The sequence below is a fragment of the Microbacterium sp. WCS2018Hpa-23 genome (assembly GCF_031843845.1).
GTDB lineage: Bacteria > Actinomycetota > Actinomycetes > Actinomycetales > Microbacteriaceae > Microbacterium.
The window spans coordinates 524612-544495 of sequence record NZ_JAVTIZ010000001.1 but is presented as its reverse complement, the minus strand read 5'-3'; the positions used below and the strand labels follow the sequence as shown (position 1 = coordinate 544495).

Annotated in this window: 15 protein-coding genes and 1 tRNA gene; 6 read left to right on the top strand and 10 right to left on the bottom strand. The window is 68.3% G+C overall.

Translation table 11 applies throughout. From position 1 onward, the window contains the following. Positions 1-161: 161 nt before the first annotated feature. From thrB to lysA, 3 genes are all read right to left on the bottom strand, one after another. Complete coding sequence (gene thrB / locus RQG77_RS02500) at positions 162-1097, bottom strand: homoserine kinase (protein ID WP_311243287.1); 936 nt, start codon at positions 1095-1097, stop codon at positions 162-164. Further along, positions 1094-2401, bottom strand: a complete 1308-nt coding sequence (locus RQG77_RS02495; RefSeq protein WP_056308286.1) for a homoserine dehydrogenase — start codon at positions 2399-2401, stop codon at positions 1094-1096. The genes thrB and RQG77_RS02495 overlap by 4 nt, the downstream gene beginning before the upstream one ends. A gap of 64 nt (positions 2402-2465) precedes the next feature. Beyond that, positions 2466-3875 (bottom strand): diaminopimelate decarboxylase, encoded by a 1410-nt coding sequence (gene lysA, locus RQG77_RS02490; protein ID WP_311243286.1) that lies wholly within the window; start codon positions 3873-3875, stop codon positions 2466-2468. A 149-nt stretch (positions 3876-4024) separates the two neighbouring features. On the opposite strand from lysA, the gene RQG77_RS02485 reads away from it, so the two are divergent. After that, the gene (locus RQG77_RS02485) at positions 4025-5080 is read left to right on the top strand and encodes a YhjD/YihY/BrkB family envelope integrity protein (protein ID WP_311243285.1); all 1056 of its coding nucleotides are present in this window, start codon (positions 4025-4027) and stop codon (positions 5078-5080) included. A 2-nt stretch (positions 5081-5082) separates the two neighbouring features. Here the strand turns inward: RQG77_RS02485 and RQG77_RS02480 are convergent, their stop codons facing one another. Then, positions 5083-5943, bottom strand: coding sequence for a DUF2993 domain-containing protein (locus RQG77_RS02480; RefSeq protein WP_311243284.1), 861 nt, complete (start codon positions 5941-5943; stop codon positions 5083-5085). A gap of 37 nt (positions 5944-5980) precedes the next feature. Beyond that, positions 5981-7645 (bottom strand): arginine--tRNA ligase, encoded by a 1665-nt coding sequence (argS, locus tag RQG77_RS02475; protein ID WP_311243283.1) that lies wholly within the window; start codon positions 7643-7645, stop codon positions 5981-5983. A 70-nt stretch (positions 7646-7715) separates the two neighbouring features. On the opposite strand from argS, the gene RQG77_RS02470 reads away from it, so the two are divergent. From RQG77_RS02470 to RQG77_RS02455, 4 genes are all read left to right on the top strand, one after another. After that, positions 7716-8525, top strand: a complete 810-nt coding sequence (locus RQG77_RS02470; RefSeq protein ID WP_311243282.1) for an SGNH/GDSL hydrolase family protein — start codon at positions 7716-7718, stop codon at positions 8523-8525. Positions 8526-8541: 16 nt separating this feature from the next. Then, a tRNA-Arg gene (locus RQG77_RS02465) sits at positions 8542-8614 on the top strand. A gap of 347 nt (positions 8615-8961) precedes the next feature. Beyond that, positions 8962-10524 carry a lectin-like domain-containing protein gene (locus RQG77_RS02460; RefSeq protein ID WP_311243281.1) on the top strand — a complete coding sequence of 521 codons (1563 nt, stop codon included), beginning with the start codon at positions 8962-8964 and terminating at the stop codon, positions 10522-10524. 34 nt (positions 10525-10558) lie between these two features. Beyond that, positions 10559-11281 (top strand): GAP family protein, encoded by a 723-nt coding sequence (locus tag RQG77_RS02455; RefSeq protein ID WP_311243280.1) that lies wholly within the window; start codon positions 10559-10561, stop codon positions 11279-11281. A 38-nt stretch (positions 11282-11319) separates the two neighbouring features. Here the strand turns inward: RQG77_RS02455 and RQG77_RS02450 are convergent, their stop codons facing one another. Continuing rightward, on the bottom strand, positions 11320-13677 hold the full coding sequence (locus RQG77_RS02450) for an arylsulfatase (RefSeq protein ID WP_311243279.1): 2358 nt from the start codon (positions 13675-13677) through the stop codon (positions 11320-11322). Positions 13678-13883: 206 nt separating this feature from the next. Here RQG77_RS02450 and RQG77_RS02445 point away from each other — a divergent pair, with 206 nt between their 5' ends. Next, a complete protein-coding gene (locus RQG77_RS02445; RefSeq protein WP_311243278.1) occupies positions 13884-15521 on the top strand; it encodes a SulP family inorganic anion transporter in 1638 nt (545 codons plus the stop codon). 11 nt (positions 15522-15532) lie between these two features. Here RQG77_RS02445 and RQG77_RS02440 read toward each other — a convergent pair whose 3' ends face one another. From RQG77_RS02440 to RQG77_RS02425, 4 genes are all read right to left on the bottom strand, one after another. Further along, the gene (locus RQG77_RS02440; protein WP_311243277.1) at positions 15533-17218 is read right to left on the bottom strand and encodes a SulP family inorganic anion transporter; all 1686 of its coding nucleotides are present in this window, start codon (positions 17216-17218) and stop codon (positions 15533-15535) included. A 53-nt stretch (positions 17219-17271) separates the two neighbouring features. Beyond that, positions 17272-18672: a hypothetical protein gene (locus RQG77_RS02435; protein ID WP_311243276.1), complete on the bottom strand. Its 1401-nt coding sequence runs from the start codon at positions 18670-18672 to the stop codon at positions 17272-17274. A gap of 158 nt (positions 18673-18830) precedes the next feature. Then, positions 18831-19505 carry a GAP family protein gene (locus RQG77_RS02430; protein WP_120493136.1) on the bottom strand — a complete coding sequence of 225 codons (675 nt, stop codon included), beginning with the start codon at positions 19503-19505 and terminating at the stop codon, positions 18831-18833. Positions 19506-19527: 22 nt separating this feature from the next. After that, complete coding sequence (locus tag RQG77_RS02425) at positions 19528-19884, bottom strand: SHOCT domain-containing protein (RefSeq protein ID WP_311243275.1); 357 nt, start codon at positions 19882-19884, stop codon at positions 19528-19530.

The window sequence follows — 19884 nt, the reverse complement described above, 5'->3', positions numbered from 1 at the left end:
TACGCGCACAACGGGTGCTGCGCGCGGTCGCACGGGCTGACGCTCGGCGTCAGCCAGCCTCGGCACTGGGTTCTCGAAAAGAACGAGTTCTCGGTGAGAGCAGTGCCACAGGGGTTTGCGTGCGGGTCTTGCAGAGTTGCAATGGGGCCAGATTCACGCAGTTACGTGGAGCCCTCCGCTCGATTCCCCACTGTACCACCACGCACGTCGACCGCGAGCAGCAGCGCTTCCCACGGGGTGTCGGTGGTGGATTCGGCGAGTTCCACGGCGTCCTGACGGCTGCCGGGCCCGTCGGCGAGCACGAGCACACTGGGTCCGGCGCCGGACACCACAGCGGCGAAGCCTGCAGCGCGCAGAGCCTGAACGAGGCGCTGCGTCTCGGGCATCGCCTCGGCGCGGTAGTCCTGATGAAGGCGATCCGCCGTCGCGTCGAGCAGCAGCTCGGGGCTCTGGGTCAGAGCCGCGATGAGCAGCGCCGAGCGCGAGAGGTTGAACACCGCATCGGCGGTCGAGACCTGAGGCGGCTGGAGCGAACGGGCCTTCGAGGTCGACATCGTGTACGACGGCACGAGCACGAGCGGAGAGACACCGCGGTGCACGAGCAGCTTCTTGTGCTGCGCGCCCCGCTCCCCCATCCACGCGATCGTGAGTCCGCCGAAGAGGGCGGGGGCCACGTTGTCGGGGTGCCCTTCGATCTCGGTCGCGAGACGCAGCATGTCGGCATCGCTGATCTCGACGTCGCCCTCGAGCAGGCCCTTGGCCGCGAGGATGCCCGCGGCCACGGCCGCTCCGGAGGAGCCGAGACCTCGGCCGTGCGGAACGCCGTTCTCCGCGATGATCCGCAGACCGGGAAGCGCACGATCGACGTCGGCGTAGACATGCGCGATCGTCCGGACGATCAGGTTCGACGCGTCGCGCGGGATCTCGGCCGAGCCGGAACCCGAGACCTCGATCTCGAGCTCACCGGCGGGCAGCTCCGTGACCACGAGGGTGTCGTAGACGCTCAGCGCGAGCCCGAGCGTGTCGAAGCCGGGGCCCAGGTTCGCACTGGTGGCGGGTACGGTCACCTCGACCGTGCGCGCTGATGCCACCGTCATTCGCCTTCCACGCGCAGCACCGACACGACGCGCTCGACGACCGAGCTGTCGGCGAGTGCGTCGACGGTCGCGCTGAGAGCCGCATCGGTGGCACGGTGCGTGCCGATGACGAGACGGGCGGTGGGCTCGTCTTCGCCCTCGACCGTCTGGACCACAGTGGCGACCGAGACGTCGCCGTCGCTCAGGATGCCGGCGACGGTCGCGAGGACGCCGGGGGCGTCCGAGACCTCGAGAGTGATCTGGTAGCGCGTGGTGACGTGGCCGATCGGCACGACCGGCAGGTTCGCCCTGGTGGACTCTCCCACGCCGACCCCGCCGGCGATGTGGCGGCGAGCCGCCGAGACGACGTCACCGAGAACGGCGGATGCCGTCTGCACGCCACCGGCACCTGCGCCGTAGAACATGAGCGAGCCAGCCGCCTCCGCCTCGACGAACACCGCGTTGTTCGCGCCGTGGACCGACGCGAGCGGGTGGGTCTTCGGGACGAGCGCCGGGTAGACGCGCACCGAGATCGACTCCGCACCGTTGGCCTCGATGCGCTCGCAGACGGCGAGCAGCTTGATCACGAATCCGGCCGCCCGGGCCTCGTCGATCATCGATGCGGTGATCGACGTGATGCCCTCGCGGTACACGGCGTCGAGCGGGACAGCCGTGTGGAAGGCGAGGCTGGCGAGGATCGCGGCCTTCTGCGCGGCGTCGTACCCCTCGACGTCGGCCGTGGGATCGGCCTCCGCATAGCCGAGTCGCTGGGCGTCGGCGAGCACGTCGGCGAAGTCTGCACCCTCGGTGTCCATGCGGTCGAGGATGTAGTTGGTCGTGCCGTTCACGATGCCCATGATGCGGACGACGCGGTCGCCGGCGAGCGAGTCGCGCAGCGGGCGGATGATCGGGATCGCACCGGCAGCGGCGGCCTCGTAGTAGACGGAGGCGCCGACGCGGTCGGCAGCCTCGAACAGCTCGGGGCCGTGCGTGGCGAGCAGCGCCTTGTTCGCGGTGACGACGTCTGCGCCGGAGCCGATCGCCTGCAGGATGCTCGTGCGCGCCGGCTCGATTCCGCCGATCAGCTCGATCACGATGTCGGAGCCGAGGATCAGCGACTCCGCGTCGGTCGTGAAGAGCTCCTTCGGCAGGTCGGTCTCACGGGGCGCGTCGAGGTTGCGCACGGCGATGCCCGCCAGTTCGAGCGAAGCCCCCGCGCGGTCGGCGAGCTCGTCACCGTGACGCAGCAGGAGGTCGGCCACCTGGGAGCCGACCGCGCCGGCGCCCAGAAGCGCCACCCGAAGTCGTCGGTACTCAGTCGTCATTGCTTCTCCTTAGGAGGGTGGATCAGTCGTGTGTCGTCGGCTGCCGCATCGCGTGACGCGCGGCTCACTGGTGGTTCTGGGGCGCTTCGATGCCCGCATCCCGCGAGAGGACGTCAGCGACCGTCTCGCCGCGGACGATGACCGTCGACCGACCGTCGCGAACGGCGACGATCGGAGGACGCGGGACGTGGTTGTAGTTGCTCGCCAGCGGAGCGCAGTAGGCACCTGTGGCAGGGACCGCCAGGAGATCGCCGGGCGTGACGTCGGCCGGAAGGAACTCATGATCGACGACGATGTCGCCGGACTCGCAGTGCTTGCCGACGACACGGCTGAGCTGCGCAGCACCGACGCCCACTCGTGAGGCCAGGCGGGCCGAGAACTGGGCTCCGTAGAGTGCGGGACGGGCGTTGTCGCTCATGCCTCCGTCGACGCTGATGTAGCGACGGGTCGCACCCGACTCCAGCGCCACGTCCTTCGTCGTGCCGACCTCGTAGATCGTCACGCCCGCGGTGCCGACGATGGCTCGGCCGGGCTCGAACGACAGTGCCGGGAGCGCGATGCCGCGTGCCGCGCAGCCTTCGGCGACCGCCGTCACGATCTCACCAGCGAGCGTCTCGATCGGCGTCGGGTCGTCGACGCTCGTGTAGGCGATGCCGAAGCCACCGCCCAGGTTGAGCTGCGGAACCGGCCCATCCTCGAGGAGCGCGGCATGGAGTTCGAGCACGCGGGACGCGGATTCGCGGAAGCCCGCGACGCCGAAGATCTGCGAGCCGATGTGGCAGTGCAGGCCCGCGAAGTCGATGCCGGGGATCTCACGGATGCGCGCGACGGCACGCTCCGCCTCGGGCAGCGGGAAGCCGAACTTCTGGTCTTCGTGGGCGGTCGCGAGGAAGTCGTGCGTCTCGGCGTGCACGCCGCTGATGACCCGCACCAGCACGCGCTGGGTCGCGCCTGTCCGAGCGGTGATCGCCGCCAGCCGCTCGATCTCGATCTCGCTGTCGACGATGATCGTCCCGACGCCCACCTCGACGGCGCGTTCGAGCTCGGCGACGGACTTGTTGTTCCCGTGGAAACCCATCGATGCCGGAGCGACTCCCGCGGCGAGAGCGACCTCGAGCTCTCCCCCGGTGCACACGTCGATGCGGAGTCCCTCATCTACCACCCACCGGGCGATCGTCGTGGTCAGCAGCGCCTTGCCGGCGTAGTAGACCTGAGCGGTCGTGCCGTGATCGGCGGCGGCCGTGTCGAAGGCGCGTCTGAACGCCCGCGCGCGGGTGCGCACCTCGTCTTCGTCGATCACGAGGAGCGGTGTGCCGTAAGTCCGGGCGAGAGCGGTGGCGGCGATGCCGGCCAGTTGGATGACCCCGTCGGAGTCGCGGATCGCGGACGCGGGCCACACGGCGGTCGGGAGATCGTTCGCGTCGTCGGGCTCGACGAGCCATTCCGGGGCGAGCGAATCGGCAGGGGAAAGCAAGGAACACCAATCGTGGGACGGGTCTCGGGCGGGAACGCGCACTGCGAGGTTGACCCCGATTCTAGGGCACCCTCCATGCCGCATCCGTCATGGTGACGCCCGGCGTCAACCCCCTGAAAGCACCCGTCGGCCACTCGTAAGGTGGGGGAATGAGCACCGACTCCGCAGCACCCGATGCCGACCGTCCCGGCCTGATCGCGCGCGTGAGCGCGGCGGCGATCCGCTGGGCACTGACGCGGCGGCCGATCCGCGCGTTCCTGCTGTACTCGGAGCGCCGGGGCCCGATGCTCGCCGACAGCGTGACGTACCGGGCGCTGTTCAGCGTGTTCGCGGGCGTCCTGCTCGGGTTCTCGATCGCCGCACTGTGGCTCGCAGGCAACCCCGACGCGTGGCAGGCGATCATCGCTGCAGTGCAATCGGTCATTCCCGGCCTCATCGGCGACGGCGGGATCATCGACCCGTCCGACCTCGAGGCCCCGGTCTCACTCTCGATCGCCGGTGCGATCTCGGTGATCGCGCTCACCGGCTCGGCTCTCGCCGCCGTCGGTTCCCTCCGCACCGCCGTGCGGCTCCTCGCGGGCACAGCCCAGGCCGACATCCTCTTCATCTGGGTGATGCTGCGCAACCTCCTGCTCGCGATCGGTATCGGCCTCGCATTCGTGGCCGCGGCCGCGGTCACCTTCATCGGCCGCATCGGCATCACCTGGATCGCCGGGCTGCTCGGTATCTCCGACGATTCCGCCACAGCGACCTGGAGCATCCGCATCGTGTCGCTCCTGGTCGTGCTCGCGCTCGACACGGCCCTGATCGCCGGCGTCTTCCGATTGCTGTCGGGAACGCGTCCGTCTGCACGATCGCTGTGGACAGGCGCCCTGCTGGGTGGCATCGGGCTCCTCGTGCTGCAGGAGCTGTCGGGCCTCTTCATCGGAGGTGCCACCAGCAATCCGCTGCTCGCCTCGTTCGCCTCGCTGCTGGCTCTGCTGATCTGGCTCAACCTGTCGACCCAGGTGATCCTGATCTCCTGCGCGTACATCGTCACATCGGAAGAAGAGCGTCACGACCGCGTGCACGCCCGATTCGGTGCGACGACGTTCCCGCAGCGCCGCGTGCAGCGCGCCGAGGCCGAGGTCGCGCTCGCGACCACCGAGCTGCGCGCCGCGCAGAAGGCCGAGAAGGAGTTCCGTACCGGCTCGACCGCCGACTGACCTCAGCTCTGGGGGCACACACCCTTGTCGAGCAGGCTCGCGTCGGTCGCGATCGCACCGTCGACATCTACGTCGATCACAGCCTCCGTGCCGTCGATCTCGAGCCCCGTCAGGGTGATGCCGGCGGGGAGCTGGTCGGCGATGCACACACGCTGCGTCTCGGTGAGGCGATCACCCAGGGATCCGAGAGAGGATCCGACCTGATCCGCGTCGACCTCGAGGCCGCCGATCGTGAGCCCCACGGGGGTCAGCTCCAGGTCGCCCTCGGCGATTCCGGGTGTCACCGTGAGCGAGACGGGGATCGCGATGCCGAGGACGCTCACCGTTCCGGCGACGGTCGCGTTCGGAGCCTCGAGCGTCACGGTGTCGACGGGAAGATCGGTGCCGGCGAGCAGAGTGGTGAACTGCGACTCGTCGATCCGGATCGTCCCGGTCGCCCCGCTCAGGTCGCCGCCACGCAACGGCACCCCGGTCGCGGTGACGTCGACCGCGCCGGTGATCCCCTGCAATGTCACGGAATCCGTCGAGAGATGAAGGGTGTCGAGCGTTCCGCCGATCAGCTGCGGGATCAGGATGCCCTCGGCTTCCACGTCGAGCTCCTGGTCTGCAGGCAGATCGAGCTGATCGATCACGATTCCGCGGACGATCCCGGGAAGGACCGAACGCACCACGAGCTCCGCTGCGACGGCCAGCAGTGCCAGCACGACCACGATGATGAGCAGCACCCACGGCCACCTCTTGCGCTTGCGCGTCGCGGGCGCGGCGGCGACAGCATCCGCATTCCCCTTCTCGCCCGGGATCACGAGCGTCGGATGCTCGGAATCAGCGGCGGGATAAGGGAGAGTGTGGTTGTCGTCGCTCATGCTGCCATCCTGCCCTACAGCGCGGACGGCAGCCGAGTCACATCCGCTCGGGAGCGGACACACCCAGGAGGTGGAGGCCGTTGCGGAAGACCTGCCCCGCGGCGTCGTTGAGCCACAGGCGCGTGCGGTGCACGGTCTCGATCGGGTCGTCGCCCTGGGGGATCACGCGGCAGTTGTCGTACCAGCGGTGGTACAGGCCTGCGAGTTCCTCGAGGTATCGCGCCACACGGTGCGGTTCGCGGACCTCCGCGGCGTAGGCGACGATGCGCGGGAACTCCTGCAGAGCGCCGAGCAGCGCGCCCTCCGTCTCGTGCGTGAGCGTCTCGGGAGCGAACTCCGAGCGATCCACGCCGGAATCGGCTGCGTTGCGCCCCACGTTGTGCGTGCGGGCGTGTGCGTACTGCACGTAGAAGACGGGGTTGTCGTTCGTGCGCTTCTGCAGGACGTCGAGATCGATGTCGAGATTGGAGTCGGTCGAGCTGCGAGTCAGCGCGTAGCGCGCCGCATCCACGCCGACGATCTCGACGAGGTCCTCGAGCGTCACCACGGTTCCTGCACGCTTGGACATGCGCATCGGCTGGCCGTCGCGCACCAGGTTGACCATCTGCCCGATGAGGATCTGCAGGTTGACGTCGGGCTCGTCACCGAATGCCGCGCACATCGCCATGAGGCGCTGCACGTAGCCGTGGTGATCGGCACCCAGCATGATGATGCACCGGTTGAAGCCGCGCTCGCGCTTGTCGAGGTAGTACGCCAGGTCGCCGGAGATGTACGCCGGCTGCCCGTCGGACTTGACCACCACGCGGTCCTTGTCGTCGCCGAACTCCGTCGTGCGCAGCCACAGCGCGCCGTCGGCCTCGAACATGTGGCCGAGCTCCTGGAGCCGCGAGATGGCGCGCTCGACGGCCCCCGACTCGTGCAGGTCGTTCTCGTGGAAGTAGACGTCGAAGTCGACCCCGAACTCGTGCAGGCTCGCCTTTATCTCATCGAACATCAGGTTCACGCCGTTCGCGCGGAAAGCCTCCTGCAGGTCTTCCGGCGACAGGGTCGAGAGGTCGCCGTCGTAGGCGAGCTCGACGCGCTTCGCGATGTCGAGAATGTATCCGCCGCCGTAGCCGTCTTCGGGGGTCGGTTCGCCCAGGTGAGCGGCGACCAGACTGCGTGCGAAGCGATCGATCTGACCGCCGTGATCGTTGAAGTAGTACTCGCGGGTGACCTTCGCTCCCTGAGAGGCGAGCATGCGGGCGAGCGAATCGCCGACCGCGGCCCAGCGGGTGCCGCCGAGGTGGATCGGTCCTGTCGGGTTCGCCGACACGAACTCGAGGTTGATCACCTCGTCGGAGCGCGAGTCGTTGTGGCCGTACTCGGCGCCCGCGTCGACGATCAGCTTCGCGAGCGCGCCGGCTGCCGCCGCGTCGAGACGGATGTTGATGAACCCGGGGCCGGCGACCTCGGTGCTCGCGATGCCGTCGACCTCGGCGAGTCCGTCGGCGATCTGCTGGGCGAGTTCCCGGGGGTTGGTGCCGAACGGCTTCGCCAGACGCATCGCGATGTTCGAGGCCCAGTCGCCGTGGTCGCGGTTGCGCGGACGGTCGAGGACGATGTCGGATGCGGCGAGCGCGAGCGGCTCGCCCGGACGTCGTTCCTCGGCGATCGGTGCGAGGACGGCGAGGAGGGCTTCGGCGAGCGTTTCAGGGTTCATAGGCCTCTCAGTTTACGGCGCGTCACGCGCCCGAATTTGCGAGGGCCGGATCGTGATCTACAGTCATGCCATGAAGGCCGCATCCGTCCGCCACCGCCTGCCCGTCGCGGGCCTCGCCGTCGCCGTGATCCTGGCTCTCGCCGCGGTCGCCCTCGGCGTCTGGCGTCCGTGGGTTCCGGTGCCGTCTTCTGCGCCCGTCGGCGCCGCTGCGGCCGCCGACGAAGCAGTCACGATCGCCCCCGTGCCACTGCTGCTCCCCGAGCATCCGACTGTTCTGGTGTTCGGGGATTCCTGGACCTACGGCTCAGCTGCGACCGAGCCGACGCTCGGCTACGCCTACGTGCTCGCGGACCTGATCGACGGCGAGACCATCGTGAACGGCGTCCGCGGCAGCGGATATCTCAAGCCCGGACTCGACGGCCCCGCGTTCGGCGAGCGCATCGCCGCATTGGACCCGACGCTCACACCGGATCTGATCATCATGCAGGGGTCGATCAACGATCGAGCCCAGGGAGTGGCCGGGTACCGCGAGGCCGTGAATGCGGCGTGGGATGCGATGTCCGCGACGTACCCCGACGCGATGATCGTCATTCTCGGGCCGGCACCGCATGAGCTCCCCGTCGGAACCGAGACCGCCCGTATCGACACCGATCTCGGAGAGCTCGCGGCTGCCCGCGGGTGGTGGTACATCTCCCCCATCGCGCAGAACTGGATCACGGATCAGAACTACCTGTCGGTGATCGACGTCGAGGTCGGACGCCAGCATCCCTCGACCGACGGCCATCGGTACCTGGCGGAGAAGCTCGCCGCGGCGCTCGCGGAACTCGGCGACGCGCCGGTGACCGAGGCCGGAGGGTCGGAGACCACGCCCGAGCAGTGATATTGTCGATCGGTACGCCTCCGTAGCTCAGTGGATAGAGCGCCGGTTTCCGGTACCGTAGGTCGCTGGTTCGATTCCAGTCGGGGGCACACACTCTGTAAGTTGAACGGTTCTCGCGTCATCTGCAGCATCTCGATACGAAAAGGCCGCCTGATCTCAGGCGGCCTTTCGTGTTTCTGAGGACGACGGGGCACGCAGCATCCGTGCGGAGCATGCGTCCGAGCCACATGGGGATACCGATGGGTCACCCGCTTCAGGTGATCCGTCATCGTCGCCCCGTCGCCTGGCGACCTAGATTGGCCATCAACCATTCGGCAGGCGACAGGCCCTGACCGGCAAGAGCGACGCTCGACGAGCGGATCGACTCAGGTGGTGGGTAGCGATGTCCGACCTCCAGGCACACTGTCGACGGAGTAGCCGACGGACTGCGCGCTTCGTGGTGATCTCCTTCGCCGCATCTCTAGCCATCCTCGCGTGCGCCACCACTCCGGCTGCAGGTGCGCCCGCGCCGCCGCGCACTGCACTCCAGGCAGTCGGTCCGCTGCTCCTCGAGGAGGACTTCACGGGCGAGTCCGCGGTGAGCGAGTTCACCGGGTACGGCACGGCGTGCCTGACAGGCGCACCCGTCGTCGGCGGCCTCGGCGCCGCGGAGCATCCGCTCACCGGTTGCCCGCTGCAGGGACCACCGCCAGCGGGCTTCGAGGCGCTCTTCCCGATCTCTCCGCCACTCGGTTCTGCACCGAACGGCTACCTCCGGCTCACGGACGCGCTGCCCGACCAAGCCGGTGCCGTGCTCTATGACACTCCCATCCAGGCGACCGATGGGGTGGAGATCACGTTCGAGCAGTGGCAGTACGGCGGATACTCGACGATCCCGCAGTTCGCCGACGAGACAGCAGACGGCATCGCCTTCTTCCTCGTCGATGCCACCGCGACCCTCGACGCACCCGGTGCCTTCGGGGGAAGCCTCGGCTACGCCAAGAAGCTGCCGGACGACAACCCGGCGAACACCATCGTTCCGGGCGTGGCCGGCGGCTACCTCGGGTTCGGCTTCGATGTGCTCGGCAATTTCTATGGCGACTGGGAACAGCGCGGAGCGGGATGTCCCGCGGATCAGCTCTCGCCGGCGGGATCGAGCTTCCAGGTGCCGGCACCTGGTGAGAACATGGTCACCGTCCGAGGGCCGGTCGGCCAGGACCAGACGCTCGGCTACTGCTTCCTCACGGCGACCGCCACCGGCCCGAACGCATCGACGCTGCCCGCGCTTCTGCACGGTGCGACCACCGGGCCTCTCGTCACCGATCCGGCCGGGGCCGTGGCGGCTCTCGAACCCTCGCGGCGCACGGTCACGTTGATTCTCGAACCGGAGCCGGTTCACACCATCACTGTCGTCATCGACTTCCACGACGGCATCGGGCCGCAGGAAGTGCTCTCGATGCAGGCGCCCGACCCCGTGCCCGAAGCGGTCAAGTTCGGGTTCGCCGCGTCGACCGGCGCGTTCACCGACGTCCATCTGATCCGCACACTGCGCATGCAGGCCATTGACCCTGTGCCCGCTCTCACCCTCACGAAGACGGTTCAGCCGGTGGTCGCTGACGAGATCGGCCCCGGAGCCGATCTGCGCTACAGCTTCCTGGTCGCCAATGTCGGAGGTGGCGACATCACAGACATCACCGTCGACGATCCGCTCGTGGGAGCCGTGGAGTGCCCCTCGACCGTGCTCACCGAAGGCGCATCCATACCCTGCACCGCGACCTATCGGATCACCGAGGCCGATGCCGCGGCGGGTTCGGTCACGAACGTGGCCACCGTGTCGGGGGAAGGCCGTGGAGGCCCCGTGCCGCCGGCGACTGCTCGTGCCGACATCGAGGTCGTCACGGTGCTGGCCACGAGCGGAATCGACGGAGCGCAGATGCTCACGGGGTCAGCGGCAGCTGCGCTTCTTCTGTCGATGGGAACGATCGTGGTGACACGACGCCGTCGGGAACGGACCGAGTGATCGGTATGAATGAGAACAGGGGGCGAGAGGGCCGATGACCGATCTGGTGCTGTCTCTGCTGCCGCTGGCGCTGGGCGTCGTGATGAGTCCGCTCGCGATCATGGCGCTCGTCGCGGTGCTGCTGTCGCAGCGAGCACGCGTGAACGGCGTGATGTTCCTGATCGGCTGGGCGCTCGGCGTCTTCATCGGCGTGTTCGCGAGTTTCGCTGTGCTCGGGTTCTTCGAGATCCATGAGCGCAACGCCCCGCCTCTCTGGGTGCCGATCGTGCGGCTGCTGATCGGCATCTCCCTGCTCCTGGGCGCCGTCTGGATCTACCGCCGCGGGCGGGCCCACACGCTGGCGATGGCACAGGCATCCTCACCGACCGAGGTCACCGCTGCCGCGCCTCAGCTCCCAGGGTGGCTCAAGTCCGTGGAGACCTTCACTCCGGCGCGGTCACTGGCGCTGGGTGCCGGGATCTTCCTGCTGAACCCGGTCGATCTGTCCTGCGCGATCCTGGCCGCCCTCGACGTACGCCTCGCCGCACTCGACACGACGGCCAGTGTCCTCGTGCTCCTCATCTTCGGGCTCGTCGGTGTGCTGCCCATCGGCATCCCGGTCGTCCTCGTCCTCGTGAAGGGCGAAGCCGCCGACCCCGCACTGCATCGCATCCGGGCCTGGATCGCCTCCCACACGAGCGTCCTCAACGCCGCGCTGGTGCTCGTGATCGCCGTGCTGCAGCTGCAGAAGGCGGTATCGGCGCTCCTCGCCTACTGATCTCGCATCGACGATCAGCAGGGCGAGGGGCCGACCCGCTACTGCTTGAGCATCGCGACGGCGAGCTTGTGCTCATCGTCGATGAGATGCGAGTGGTCATCGTCACCGAGGTCGATGCGCACCCACTCGATGTCTCCGGTGAACGCATTGCCCGTCGCACCGTAGTCGGGCGAGACCGGCGAGGCGAGATCGGCGCCGACGTCGACCGTCTCGTCGAAAGTGAACTGGAACGGGATCGTCTTGTTCACGCGACCCTCTCCGATGGACACCCCGTCGGCGAAGAGCGTCACCGTGCCGCCCTTGGCCAGCCCTCCGCCGTCGTAGCCGAAATGTGCGCGCAACTCGGTGGCGCCCGCGGGGATCGGCTCGGCCGAGCGCACGATGTCCACGTCGATGCCCAGCAGGTTGTATGCGAACACCAGGGACCCCTCGTGCGCGTAGAACGACCAGCCGCCGTAGGCGCCTCCCTGCGCGATCACCACCCCGGATGCACCGTCTTCGGGGAGATCGACCTGTGCGGTCACGGTCCAGGACTTGTTCTTGATGTTGATCGAGGTGTTCTCGCTCAACCGCTTCATGCCGGGATAGAACTTCTGAGAGTCGCTCACGACGAGCTGCGGACGACCGGCGATGTCGGGATTCATCCTCTCCGCCGAGCGGATGTCGAGCGGCAGCACGTTGAAACGCGCCGCCTGGATCAGGAACAGCCGCTGCAGGTGGGCGAGCCGCTCGGGCTCTTCGGCCGCGAGGTCGTGCGACTGCGTCCAGTCCTTCTCGACGTCGTAGAGCTCCCACACGTCGTCGTCGAGTCCGTGCGAGGAACCTGCCCACGGGTCCTTGTGCTTCGCGACGGCCGTCCAGCCCTTGTGATAGATCGCGCGGTTGCCCAGCATCTCGAAGTACTGCGTCTCGTGCCGCTCGTCGGCATCCGCATCCTCCGCCGCGAAGCTGTAGTTCATCGGCGTTCCCTCGTACGGGCGCTGGGTCACGCCGTTGACCATCGACGGCTCGGGGATCCCGGCGGCCTCGAGAACGGTCGGGGCGACGTCGATGACATGGCTGAACTGGTGACGGACCGCGCCCTGCTCGACTCCCCCACCGGGCCAGCTGACGATCGTCCCGTTGCGCGTGCCGCCCCAGTGGCTGGCCACCTGCTTTGTCCACTGATAGGGCGTGTCCATCGCGTGGGCCCAGCCCACCGCGTAGTGGTTGTACGACCGCGGGGTCCCGATGTCGTCGATGTGATCGGCGACATACTGCTCGGTCTCGATGTCGTTCATGTGGTTGATCGTGAAGCCCTCGTTCGTGGTTCCGTGCATCGATCCCTCGGCGCTGGCGCCGTTGTCACCGATGATCACGTAGACGAGCGTGTCTTCGAGGATCCCGAGCTCCTCGTACGCATCGAGGAGCCGCCCCACATGATGGTCGGCGTACTCGAGGAAGCCTGCATAGACCTCCATCTGACGCGCCAGCGCCGGCTTGATGAGCTCGCTCATCTCGTCCCACGACGGGATGCCGGGGCTGCGCTCGGTGAGCACGGCGTCCGCCGGGATCACCCCGAGTTCCAGCTGGCGGGCGAATGTCTCCTTGCGGATCTCATCCCAGCCCTGATCGAAGTGCCCCTTGTACTTGTCCGCCCACTCCTCCGGCACGTGATGAGGCGCGTGAGTCGCGCCGGGAGCGAAGTAGGTGAAGAACGGCACATCGGGGGCGAGGGACTTCTGCTGCCGCGTCCACGCGATCGCCTTGTCGGTCATGTCGCCCATGAAGTGATATCCGTCGTCGGGCGTGCCCCACGGCTCGACCGGTGTCGTGTTCTCGTAGAGGGCCGGGTACCACTGGTTCGTCTCACCGCCGATGAAGCCGTAGAAGTACTCGAATCCGTTGCCGGGAGACGGCCACCCCGAGAACGGCCCGATCGCGCTCGCCTGCCATACCGGGACTTCGTGGCACTTGCCGAACTGCGCCGTGTTGTATCCGTTCAGCTTCAGGGTCTCGGCGAGCGGTGCGCAGCTGTTGGGGCGCAGCGAGCTGTACCCCGGCGCCGATGTGGCGATCTCGGTGATACCACCCATGCCGACCGTGTGGTGGTTGCGTCCGCTGAGCAGCGCCGCACGTGTCGGCGAGCACAGTGCGGTCGTGTGGAACCGGGTGTACTTGAGCCCTGCACCGGCGACCCGTTCGAAGTTCGGGGTGTGCACCGGTCCGCCGAACGCACTGGAGGCTCCGAACCCCGTGTCGTCGATGAGGACGACGAGCACATTCGGTGCCCCTTCAGGTGGGCGCACGGGGTCGATCGCCGGGAAGCGTGTGTCGGGGTCGGTCGCATCGTACGTGACCGTGCCGGTGTAGGCCAGATCCGGGATCGGAAGAACAGAACGCTGCGTGTCGGCCATCGTCACTCCTCAGGGTCGCGGCGAACCCGGAAGCCCGCCTCCTGCCGCCCAGCGTATGGGCGTGTCCCGTCGTCGGTCCCGCCGTATCGCCCGCGGCGGGTGACCCACAGCCTCCCCAGTGCTGACGCGGTGCCAGCATGAGAGCGTCGTCCACTCCAGCGCGACGGCGACCCGACCGGGAGGCGAGGATCAGGATGACGGATGCGGTGACATCGCCCTCACACACGCCTGCCGGGTCTCGACTGCGCTGGTGGTTCCCGACCCTCGTCGGCTATCGCCGTGAGTGGCTGTCCTCCGACATAATCGCCGGCCTCGCCGCGGGTGCGGTCGTAGTGCCGCAGGCGATGGCCTACGCCACGATCGCGAACCTCCCGGTGCAGGTCGGCCTCTACACCTGCATCATCCCGATGCTCGTCTACGCGCTCCTCGGCGGATCCCGAGCGATGAGCGTCTCGACGACCTCGACCGTCGCGACCCTCACCGCGACCACTCTCGTCACGAGCACCACAGCTGGCGGAGCCGACGATCCGATGGGCGCCCTCATGGCGTTGACGATGCTCGTGGGCGTCATGCTCGTGATCGCCCGGCTTCTGCGGCTCGGATCGCTGGTCGAGAACATCAGCACGGCGACGGTGCTCGGCATCAAGATCGGCGTGGGCGGCACGGTCGCCGTCGGGCAGCTCCCGAAACTCCTCGGCGAGACCTCCAACGCCTCGGGCGAGGGATTCTTCCGTTCGATCCTCGCCGCTCTCGAAGCGTTCGACAGCGTCAATTGGCCGACGGTGGCGCTGTCCGCCGCGTCGATCGTCATCATCCTGCTGTGCAAGCGCTTCGTGCCGAAGATCCCAGGGACGCTCGTGGTCGTCGCCCTCGGAATACTGCTGGTCTGGCTCGCGCACATCGACGAGGCAGGGGTGGCACTCGTCGATCCCGTGCCCTCAGGGCTCCCGATGCCCGGGCTGCCGGATCTCACCGATCTCGGCTCGCTCGTCCCCGGCGCCCTCGCCATCGCCATCATGGTGTTCCTCGAGACGGCAGCGGTGGCCCGTGGCATCCGTCGCACCTCCGAGCCGCCGATCGACGCGGATCAGGAGCTCCTCGCCGCCGGGGCCGCGAACCTCGCAGGAACCTTTTTCAGCGTGCTCCCCTCTGCCGGCGGCTTCTCGCAGAGCGCCGTGAACCAGAGCGCCGGGGCACGCACACAGCTCGCGACGCTGGTGACCGTCGCCCTTGCCGTGCTGGTCGCGCTGTTCCTCGGCCCCGTGGTGTCGCTGCTCCCCCAGGCCACGTTGGCGTCGATGGTCCTGGTGGCGGTGGCCGGTCTGATCGACATCCCGACGCTCGTGCGCTGGGCGCGCATCAGCGCCGTCGACTTCTGGATCGCACTCGTCGTCGCGGTGATCGGCCTGACGGGCGGGCTTCTCGCCGCCGTCGCGGCGGGCGTCGCAGTGACGCTGATCCTCGTGCTCCGCGAACTGAACATCCCGCGCCTCGAGATCGTCGGAGAGCGCGACGGCCGAGTGGCGATCCGCACGCTGCGCGGCCTCTACACCGCGAACGCCCTCGCGAACGAGCGGGCGATCATCGATCTCGCCCTCACGCGTCCCGAACCGGTGCGAGCTGTGATCCTGGATGCCCGGAGGCTCGACACCGTCACCATCACCGTGCTCGACACACTCGCCGACCTCGACCGCGAGCTCGCGGCACAGGGCATCGTTCTGCACATCGCCGCACTGCCCGAGCGCGCGAGCGTGATCGCGACGAGGACCGATTGGTATCAGGGGCTGATCGCGGCCGGCCGCGTGCACGCGCACGTGGCGGGAGGTCTCGCCGCGCCGCTGTGAACGCGGGCCTTCTATATCCCGCCGACATCGGGCCTGCGGCGGTCGACCTCGGCGAGCGCCTCAGCGAGCGCATCCCCGAGACGCGGACGCTCGATGAAGATGTTCTCTTCGCCGATGATGTGCTGGACTCCCGTGGAGACGAGCTGCGCATGCACACGCGCACCTAACCCGGCGATCATGAGTGTCGCCCCCGCAGCGGCGAGCTCGTGCGCGTACTCGCGGAGCATCGTGAGGAACGTGACGCCCAGCTCATCCGTGCCGCGCAACCGGATGATGACGACGGCGTCGTTCGCGGCATCGCCGGTGCTGGGAAGCTGCTGGCGGAAAGACGGGGCGGAGGCGAAGAACAGACTCCCGTAGGGCGTCAGCACGATCGTCGCACCGGGGACGATCACAGAAGGAGGATCGGTCTCGGTCGGGCGCCCGCTCTCGTCGTCGAACACCCACTGTCGGACCCGTACACGGTTGGACTGACGCGCGATGTGCAGCACGATTGCCAGTCCGACTCCAGCGAGCACCGCGTACTGCAACGGAATCGCCAGCGTGAGCCCGAATGTCACGAGGAAGACCGTGATCTGCACCGGGCCGGTCTTCAGGACCATCGCGATCTGGTGCGGCTTCACCGTCCGCACCCCGACGAGGATCAGGAGCCCCGCCAACGCCGGCATCGCGATGTAGCCGATCAGCGGCGCGAACAGCAGCACGGTCAACACCATGACGATCCCCGCGATGAGGTTCGCCGCCGCGCTTCGGGCCCCGGCAGCCCGCGAGAGCGCCGTCGCAGACATGGACCCTCCCACGGGCAGCCCTTGCAGCATCCCTGTGGCGATGTTCGCGACGCCCTGGCCGCGGAAATCGGCCGAGGCATTCGGGTACGCACCGTCGGGGTTCGGCATCGAGCCGGAGATCGCGGCCCCCTGCACCAGCCCCACCAGCGCCAGCGAGAGCGCGGGAACGAGCATCGCGAAGAACAGCGACGGGTCAGGCAATGAGATGCCGGGCAGACTCCGTTGCACCTCGGCGACGTCCGAGATCGTGCCGACCCCGGCGGGGAAGGCCAGCGCAAGTGCAGAGCCGAGCACGATCGCGACCACCATCGACAGTGCTCCGAGTCGGGTGCGCTCGAGCAGGAGAATCGTGGCGATCGTGACCGAGCCGACCAGGATGGATGCCCAGCTCACCTGACCGAGGTTCAGCGCGACATCGACAACCCGCCACAGTCGGCCGTCCTCCGAGCTGTCGTACCCCGTGAAGTTCTCGAGCTGGCTGAGCACGATGTTCACCGCGACGGCGTTGACGAACCCGATGAGCACTGCAGTCGGGATGAAGCGCACGAGGCTGCCGAGTCCGGCGAGGCCCAGCGCGAGCATCGTGATTCCCGCCATCATGGTCAGGGTCGCCATGGCAGCCGCGCCATCGGCACCGTGCACCTCTGGGACGTCGGCGATGATCACGGCCATCGCTCCGGTCGCCTGGACGGTCATGAAGACCGACCCCGTCGCGAGCGCGCCGGAGATCGTGCCGACGATGTAGGCGTTCAGGCCGAACAGCGGATTCACACCCGCGAGCAACCCCGCCGCGAGTCCGTCGGGCACGCTCTCGATGCCGAGGACGAGTCCCGCCCGGAGATCACCGCCGATCGTGCGCCGCGAGCCGAACCGGCGCCGGTAGCGCGTCCATCCGGTGCGCAGCGTCATAGCGCTTCTCCCCCTGTCGCCACGGTCGCCGCGGTCAAGGCTCGCGTCCGCCGTCAGCTCGTCTGCGCGCCGGGTGCCGGCTCTGCGTCGATCTCGAGCTCGGTCTCGGTTGCGGTCGCGAGTTCAGGTTTAGGTTCAGGTTCAGGTCCAGGTTCAGGTTCAGGTGCTGTTTCGGTTTCGACCTCTGTCGGTCGCCGCACCAGCTCGACGACGAGGACGAGGCCGATGAGCGCGAGGACGAGCCCGATGATGATGCCGAACGAGACGGGTCGGTTCACGATCAGGATCAGCACGGCCAGGAGCATCGCCGTGACGAGGATCGGTCCGCGGAATCTGTCGACACCGGCGCCGAATCGTCCGGTCGAGAGGCCCCGCCGCTCCCCCGCCCGCCGGATCGAGGCGAAGCCGCTCTCGGCCGCCCCGCGGAGCTTGCGCGCGGTCGGGCTCGATCCGGCGATCCATGCCCAGGCGGCGACCACGACCCCGACGAGCGCGAGCGCGGCGATCGTCGAGCTCAGCAGAGAGGTGAGCACATCGAACATCGACTCCGCGGCCGCAACGGTCATGATCGACGGGCTCACCGCGCCGATGAAGAATCCGCGACCGATTCCGAGGCCGGCGGAGAAGAGGAGGAAGACGAGCGCGAACCCGAGGCTCGTCCAGAGCACCGCGCGCGGCCGGTCGCGCGCCAGCAGCACGCCGACGACGAGGAGCCCGAGCACGATCCACGGGAGCCAGAATCCTGAGCTCACCGCCACCTGGTAGACGGTCCTCACCAGCACCAGCGCGTCGGCCTGCGCGATCGGGATGGATCTGTCGATCTCGGGGATGAGATCCGCGAACCCGACGCCCCGCTCCGCGAGTTCGGCCTTCACCCGAGCGATCACGACTCCGAGGTCCACCGACAGCACACCGTCGTCGGCGAGCTGCAGCGCGGTGTCCGGACTGTTCTGCATGATCGCGACAGCCCTCTCGTGCGTGAACCGGAGCGACTCCGCCCAGATCGTCGCGAACTGGTCGGAGGCCACGAGATCGTGCACGACACCGTCGACGAGCCCGACCAGCCCGCTGGCCGCCGGCACCTCGAGCAGGGTCAGGGCGGACTCCGCGCGCGGGGGCAGGTCGAGTTCGCGCAGCCCGTCGAAGACGTCGCCGACCACCGCCGTCAGATCGACCTGCTCGTGGATCGCTGCGCTGACCTGGTCGGCGACGAACTCCTGCACGTCGGGGTCCTCGGCCAACGGGGCGAAGGTCGCGACGAACTGATCGGCATCCACCAGCTGAAGCCGCGCCCACGTGCCCATCGCCGCGATCGGCGAGATCAGCACCGCGAGCACCAGCACGATGCCCGCGACGACGGATCTGCCTCGCGGCCTCCTCCTGGGCGCACGAAGGGTGGTGTTCTCCTGCTCGAGAGCGCGGACCCGGGCCCTCAGATCGTCCAGTTCGGTCATGTGCCGTCCTCCTCGTTCATCGACGCCGCCGACGGCGCATCAGGATCGCCGTCATGATGCCGACGACCACCATCAGGATGGCCAGAGCGAGCAACGCGAATCCGCCGATCATCACCCAGTCCATGTCCGCACCCTTCTCCCGTCCTCGCCACCGCAGCTCACGAGAACGCGGCGATCCCCTTGCCGATGATCGTGACCCCGAGTACCAGCAGCAGCACCGTCATGATGACGGCGTTCTCGGCCTGCAGCCAGTCCCGGAGCCGGCCGAGCGGCTCGCGCAGCGCTCCGGACGCCAGCAGGAACCCGACGACCGGAATCAGCACGGTCGACGCCGCCAGCACGGTGAAGCAGACGATCACGATCGTCACCTCGCCTCCGGACAGGCCGAGCGCGCCGAGGGTCATGCCGGCGCTGGCTCCGAGGAGCAGGTTCTTCGGGTTCGCGCCCGAGAGCAGGAGCCCGAGTCCGAGCGTCGCGACGAAGGACATCCCGTCGATCTGCTGCATCCACTTCGGCATCTCAGGCATCACGTCACCCTGCGGACGCCCGCGCCACTGCTTCACAGCCATCAGCACGAGCAGCACCCCGAGAACGATCTGCACGACTCCGAGAACGGGCTTCGACGTGTCGTCGGACGCCTCGGGAAGAACCGAGGACAGCAGCGTGAAGACGGTGGCGACGATGGCGATCCCCGCGATCCAGCCCACCAGGAAGCCGACGCTCGTCGTGCGGGCGCGCGGCGACATCAGCATCAGGATGCCCGCGATGATGGGCAGCGGGCTGATCGCGATCCCGAGCGCGAGCGGCAGCAGCTGTCCGATGGCCTGGCCCATGAGAGTCTCCTTCGCCCGCGGGCTAGCTCAGCAGCTTCTGCTTGGCGGCGGCGAACTCGTCCTCCGACAACACCCCGGAGTCCTTCAGCGAGGCCAGCTGCTGAAGCTTCGAGATCATGTCGTCGGCGCTCGTCGACGCGGCGGCCGGTGCGGCCGGCGCGACAGGGGCGGCATACTGCGCCGCCGCGTTCTGCGCGGCCGCGTCGATCTGCGCCTGCTGCTGCGCGGCGGCGTACTGCTCCTGCTCGTACTGGCCCTGCGCGCGCTGCTCACGGTTGCGCATCGCGGCGCCCTGCACTGCGGTCGCGGTTCCTGCGACGACCGCGGTTCTGGCGGCGAGTCCGATCAACCCGGGGCGGCCGAATCTTCTGAATGGCAT

Coding starts and splice junctions, on each gene's coding strand:
- thrB (WP_311243287.1), bottom strand. CDS start 1,097: ATGACGGTGGCATCAGCGCGCACGGTCGAGGTGACCGTACCCGCCACC.
- RQG77_RS02495 (WP_056308286.1), bottom strand. CDS start 2,401: ATGACGACTGAGTACCGACGACTTCGGGTGGCGCTTCTGGGCGCCGGC.
- RQG77_RS02485 (WP_311243285.1), top strand. CDS start 4,025: ATGAGCACCGACTCCGCAGCACCCGATGCCGACCGTCCCGGCCTGATC.
- RQG77_RS02480 (WP_311243284.1), bottom strand. CDS start 5,943: ATGAGCGACGACAACCACACTCTCCCTTATCCCGCCGCTGATTCCGAG.
- argS (WP_311243283.1), bottom strand. CDS start 7,645: ATGAACCCTGAAACGCTCGCCGAAGCCCTCCTCGCCGTCCTCGCACCG.
- RQG77_RS02470 (WP_311243282.1), top strand. CDS start 7,716: ATGAAGGCCGCATCCGTCCGCCACCGCCTGCCCGTCGCGGGCCTCGCC.
- RQG77_RS02455 (WP_311243280.1), top strand. CDS start 10,559: ATGACCGATCTGGTGCTGTCTCTGCTGCCGCTGGCGCTGGGCGTCGTG.
- RQG77_RS02450 (WP_311243279.1), bottom strand. CDS start 13,677: ATGGCCGACACGCAGCGTTCTGTTCTTCCGATCCCGGATCTGGCCTAC.
- RQG77_RS02440 (WP_311243277.1), bottom strand. CDS start 17,218: ATGACGCTGCGCACCGGATGGACGCGCTACCGGCGCCGGTTCGGCTCG.
- RQG77_RS02435 (WP_311243276.1), bottom strand. CDS start 18,672: ATGACCGAACTGGACGATCTGAGGGCCCGGGTCCGCGCTCTCGAGCAG.
- RQG77_RS02430 (WP_120493136.1), bottom strand. CDS start 19,505: ATGGGCCAGGCCATCGGACAGCTGCTGCCGCTCGCGCTCGGGATCGCG.
- RQG77_RS02425 (WP_311243275.1), bottom strand. CDS start 19,884: ATGCCATTCAGAAGATTCGGCCGCCCCGGGTTGATCGGACTCGCCGCC.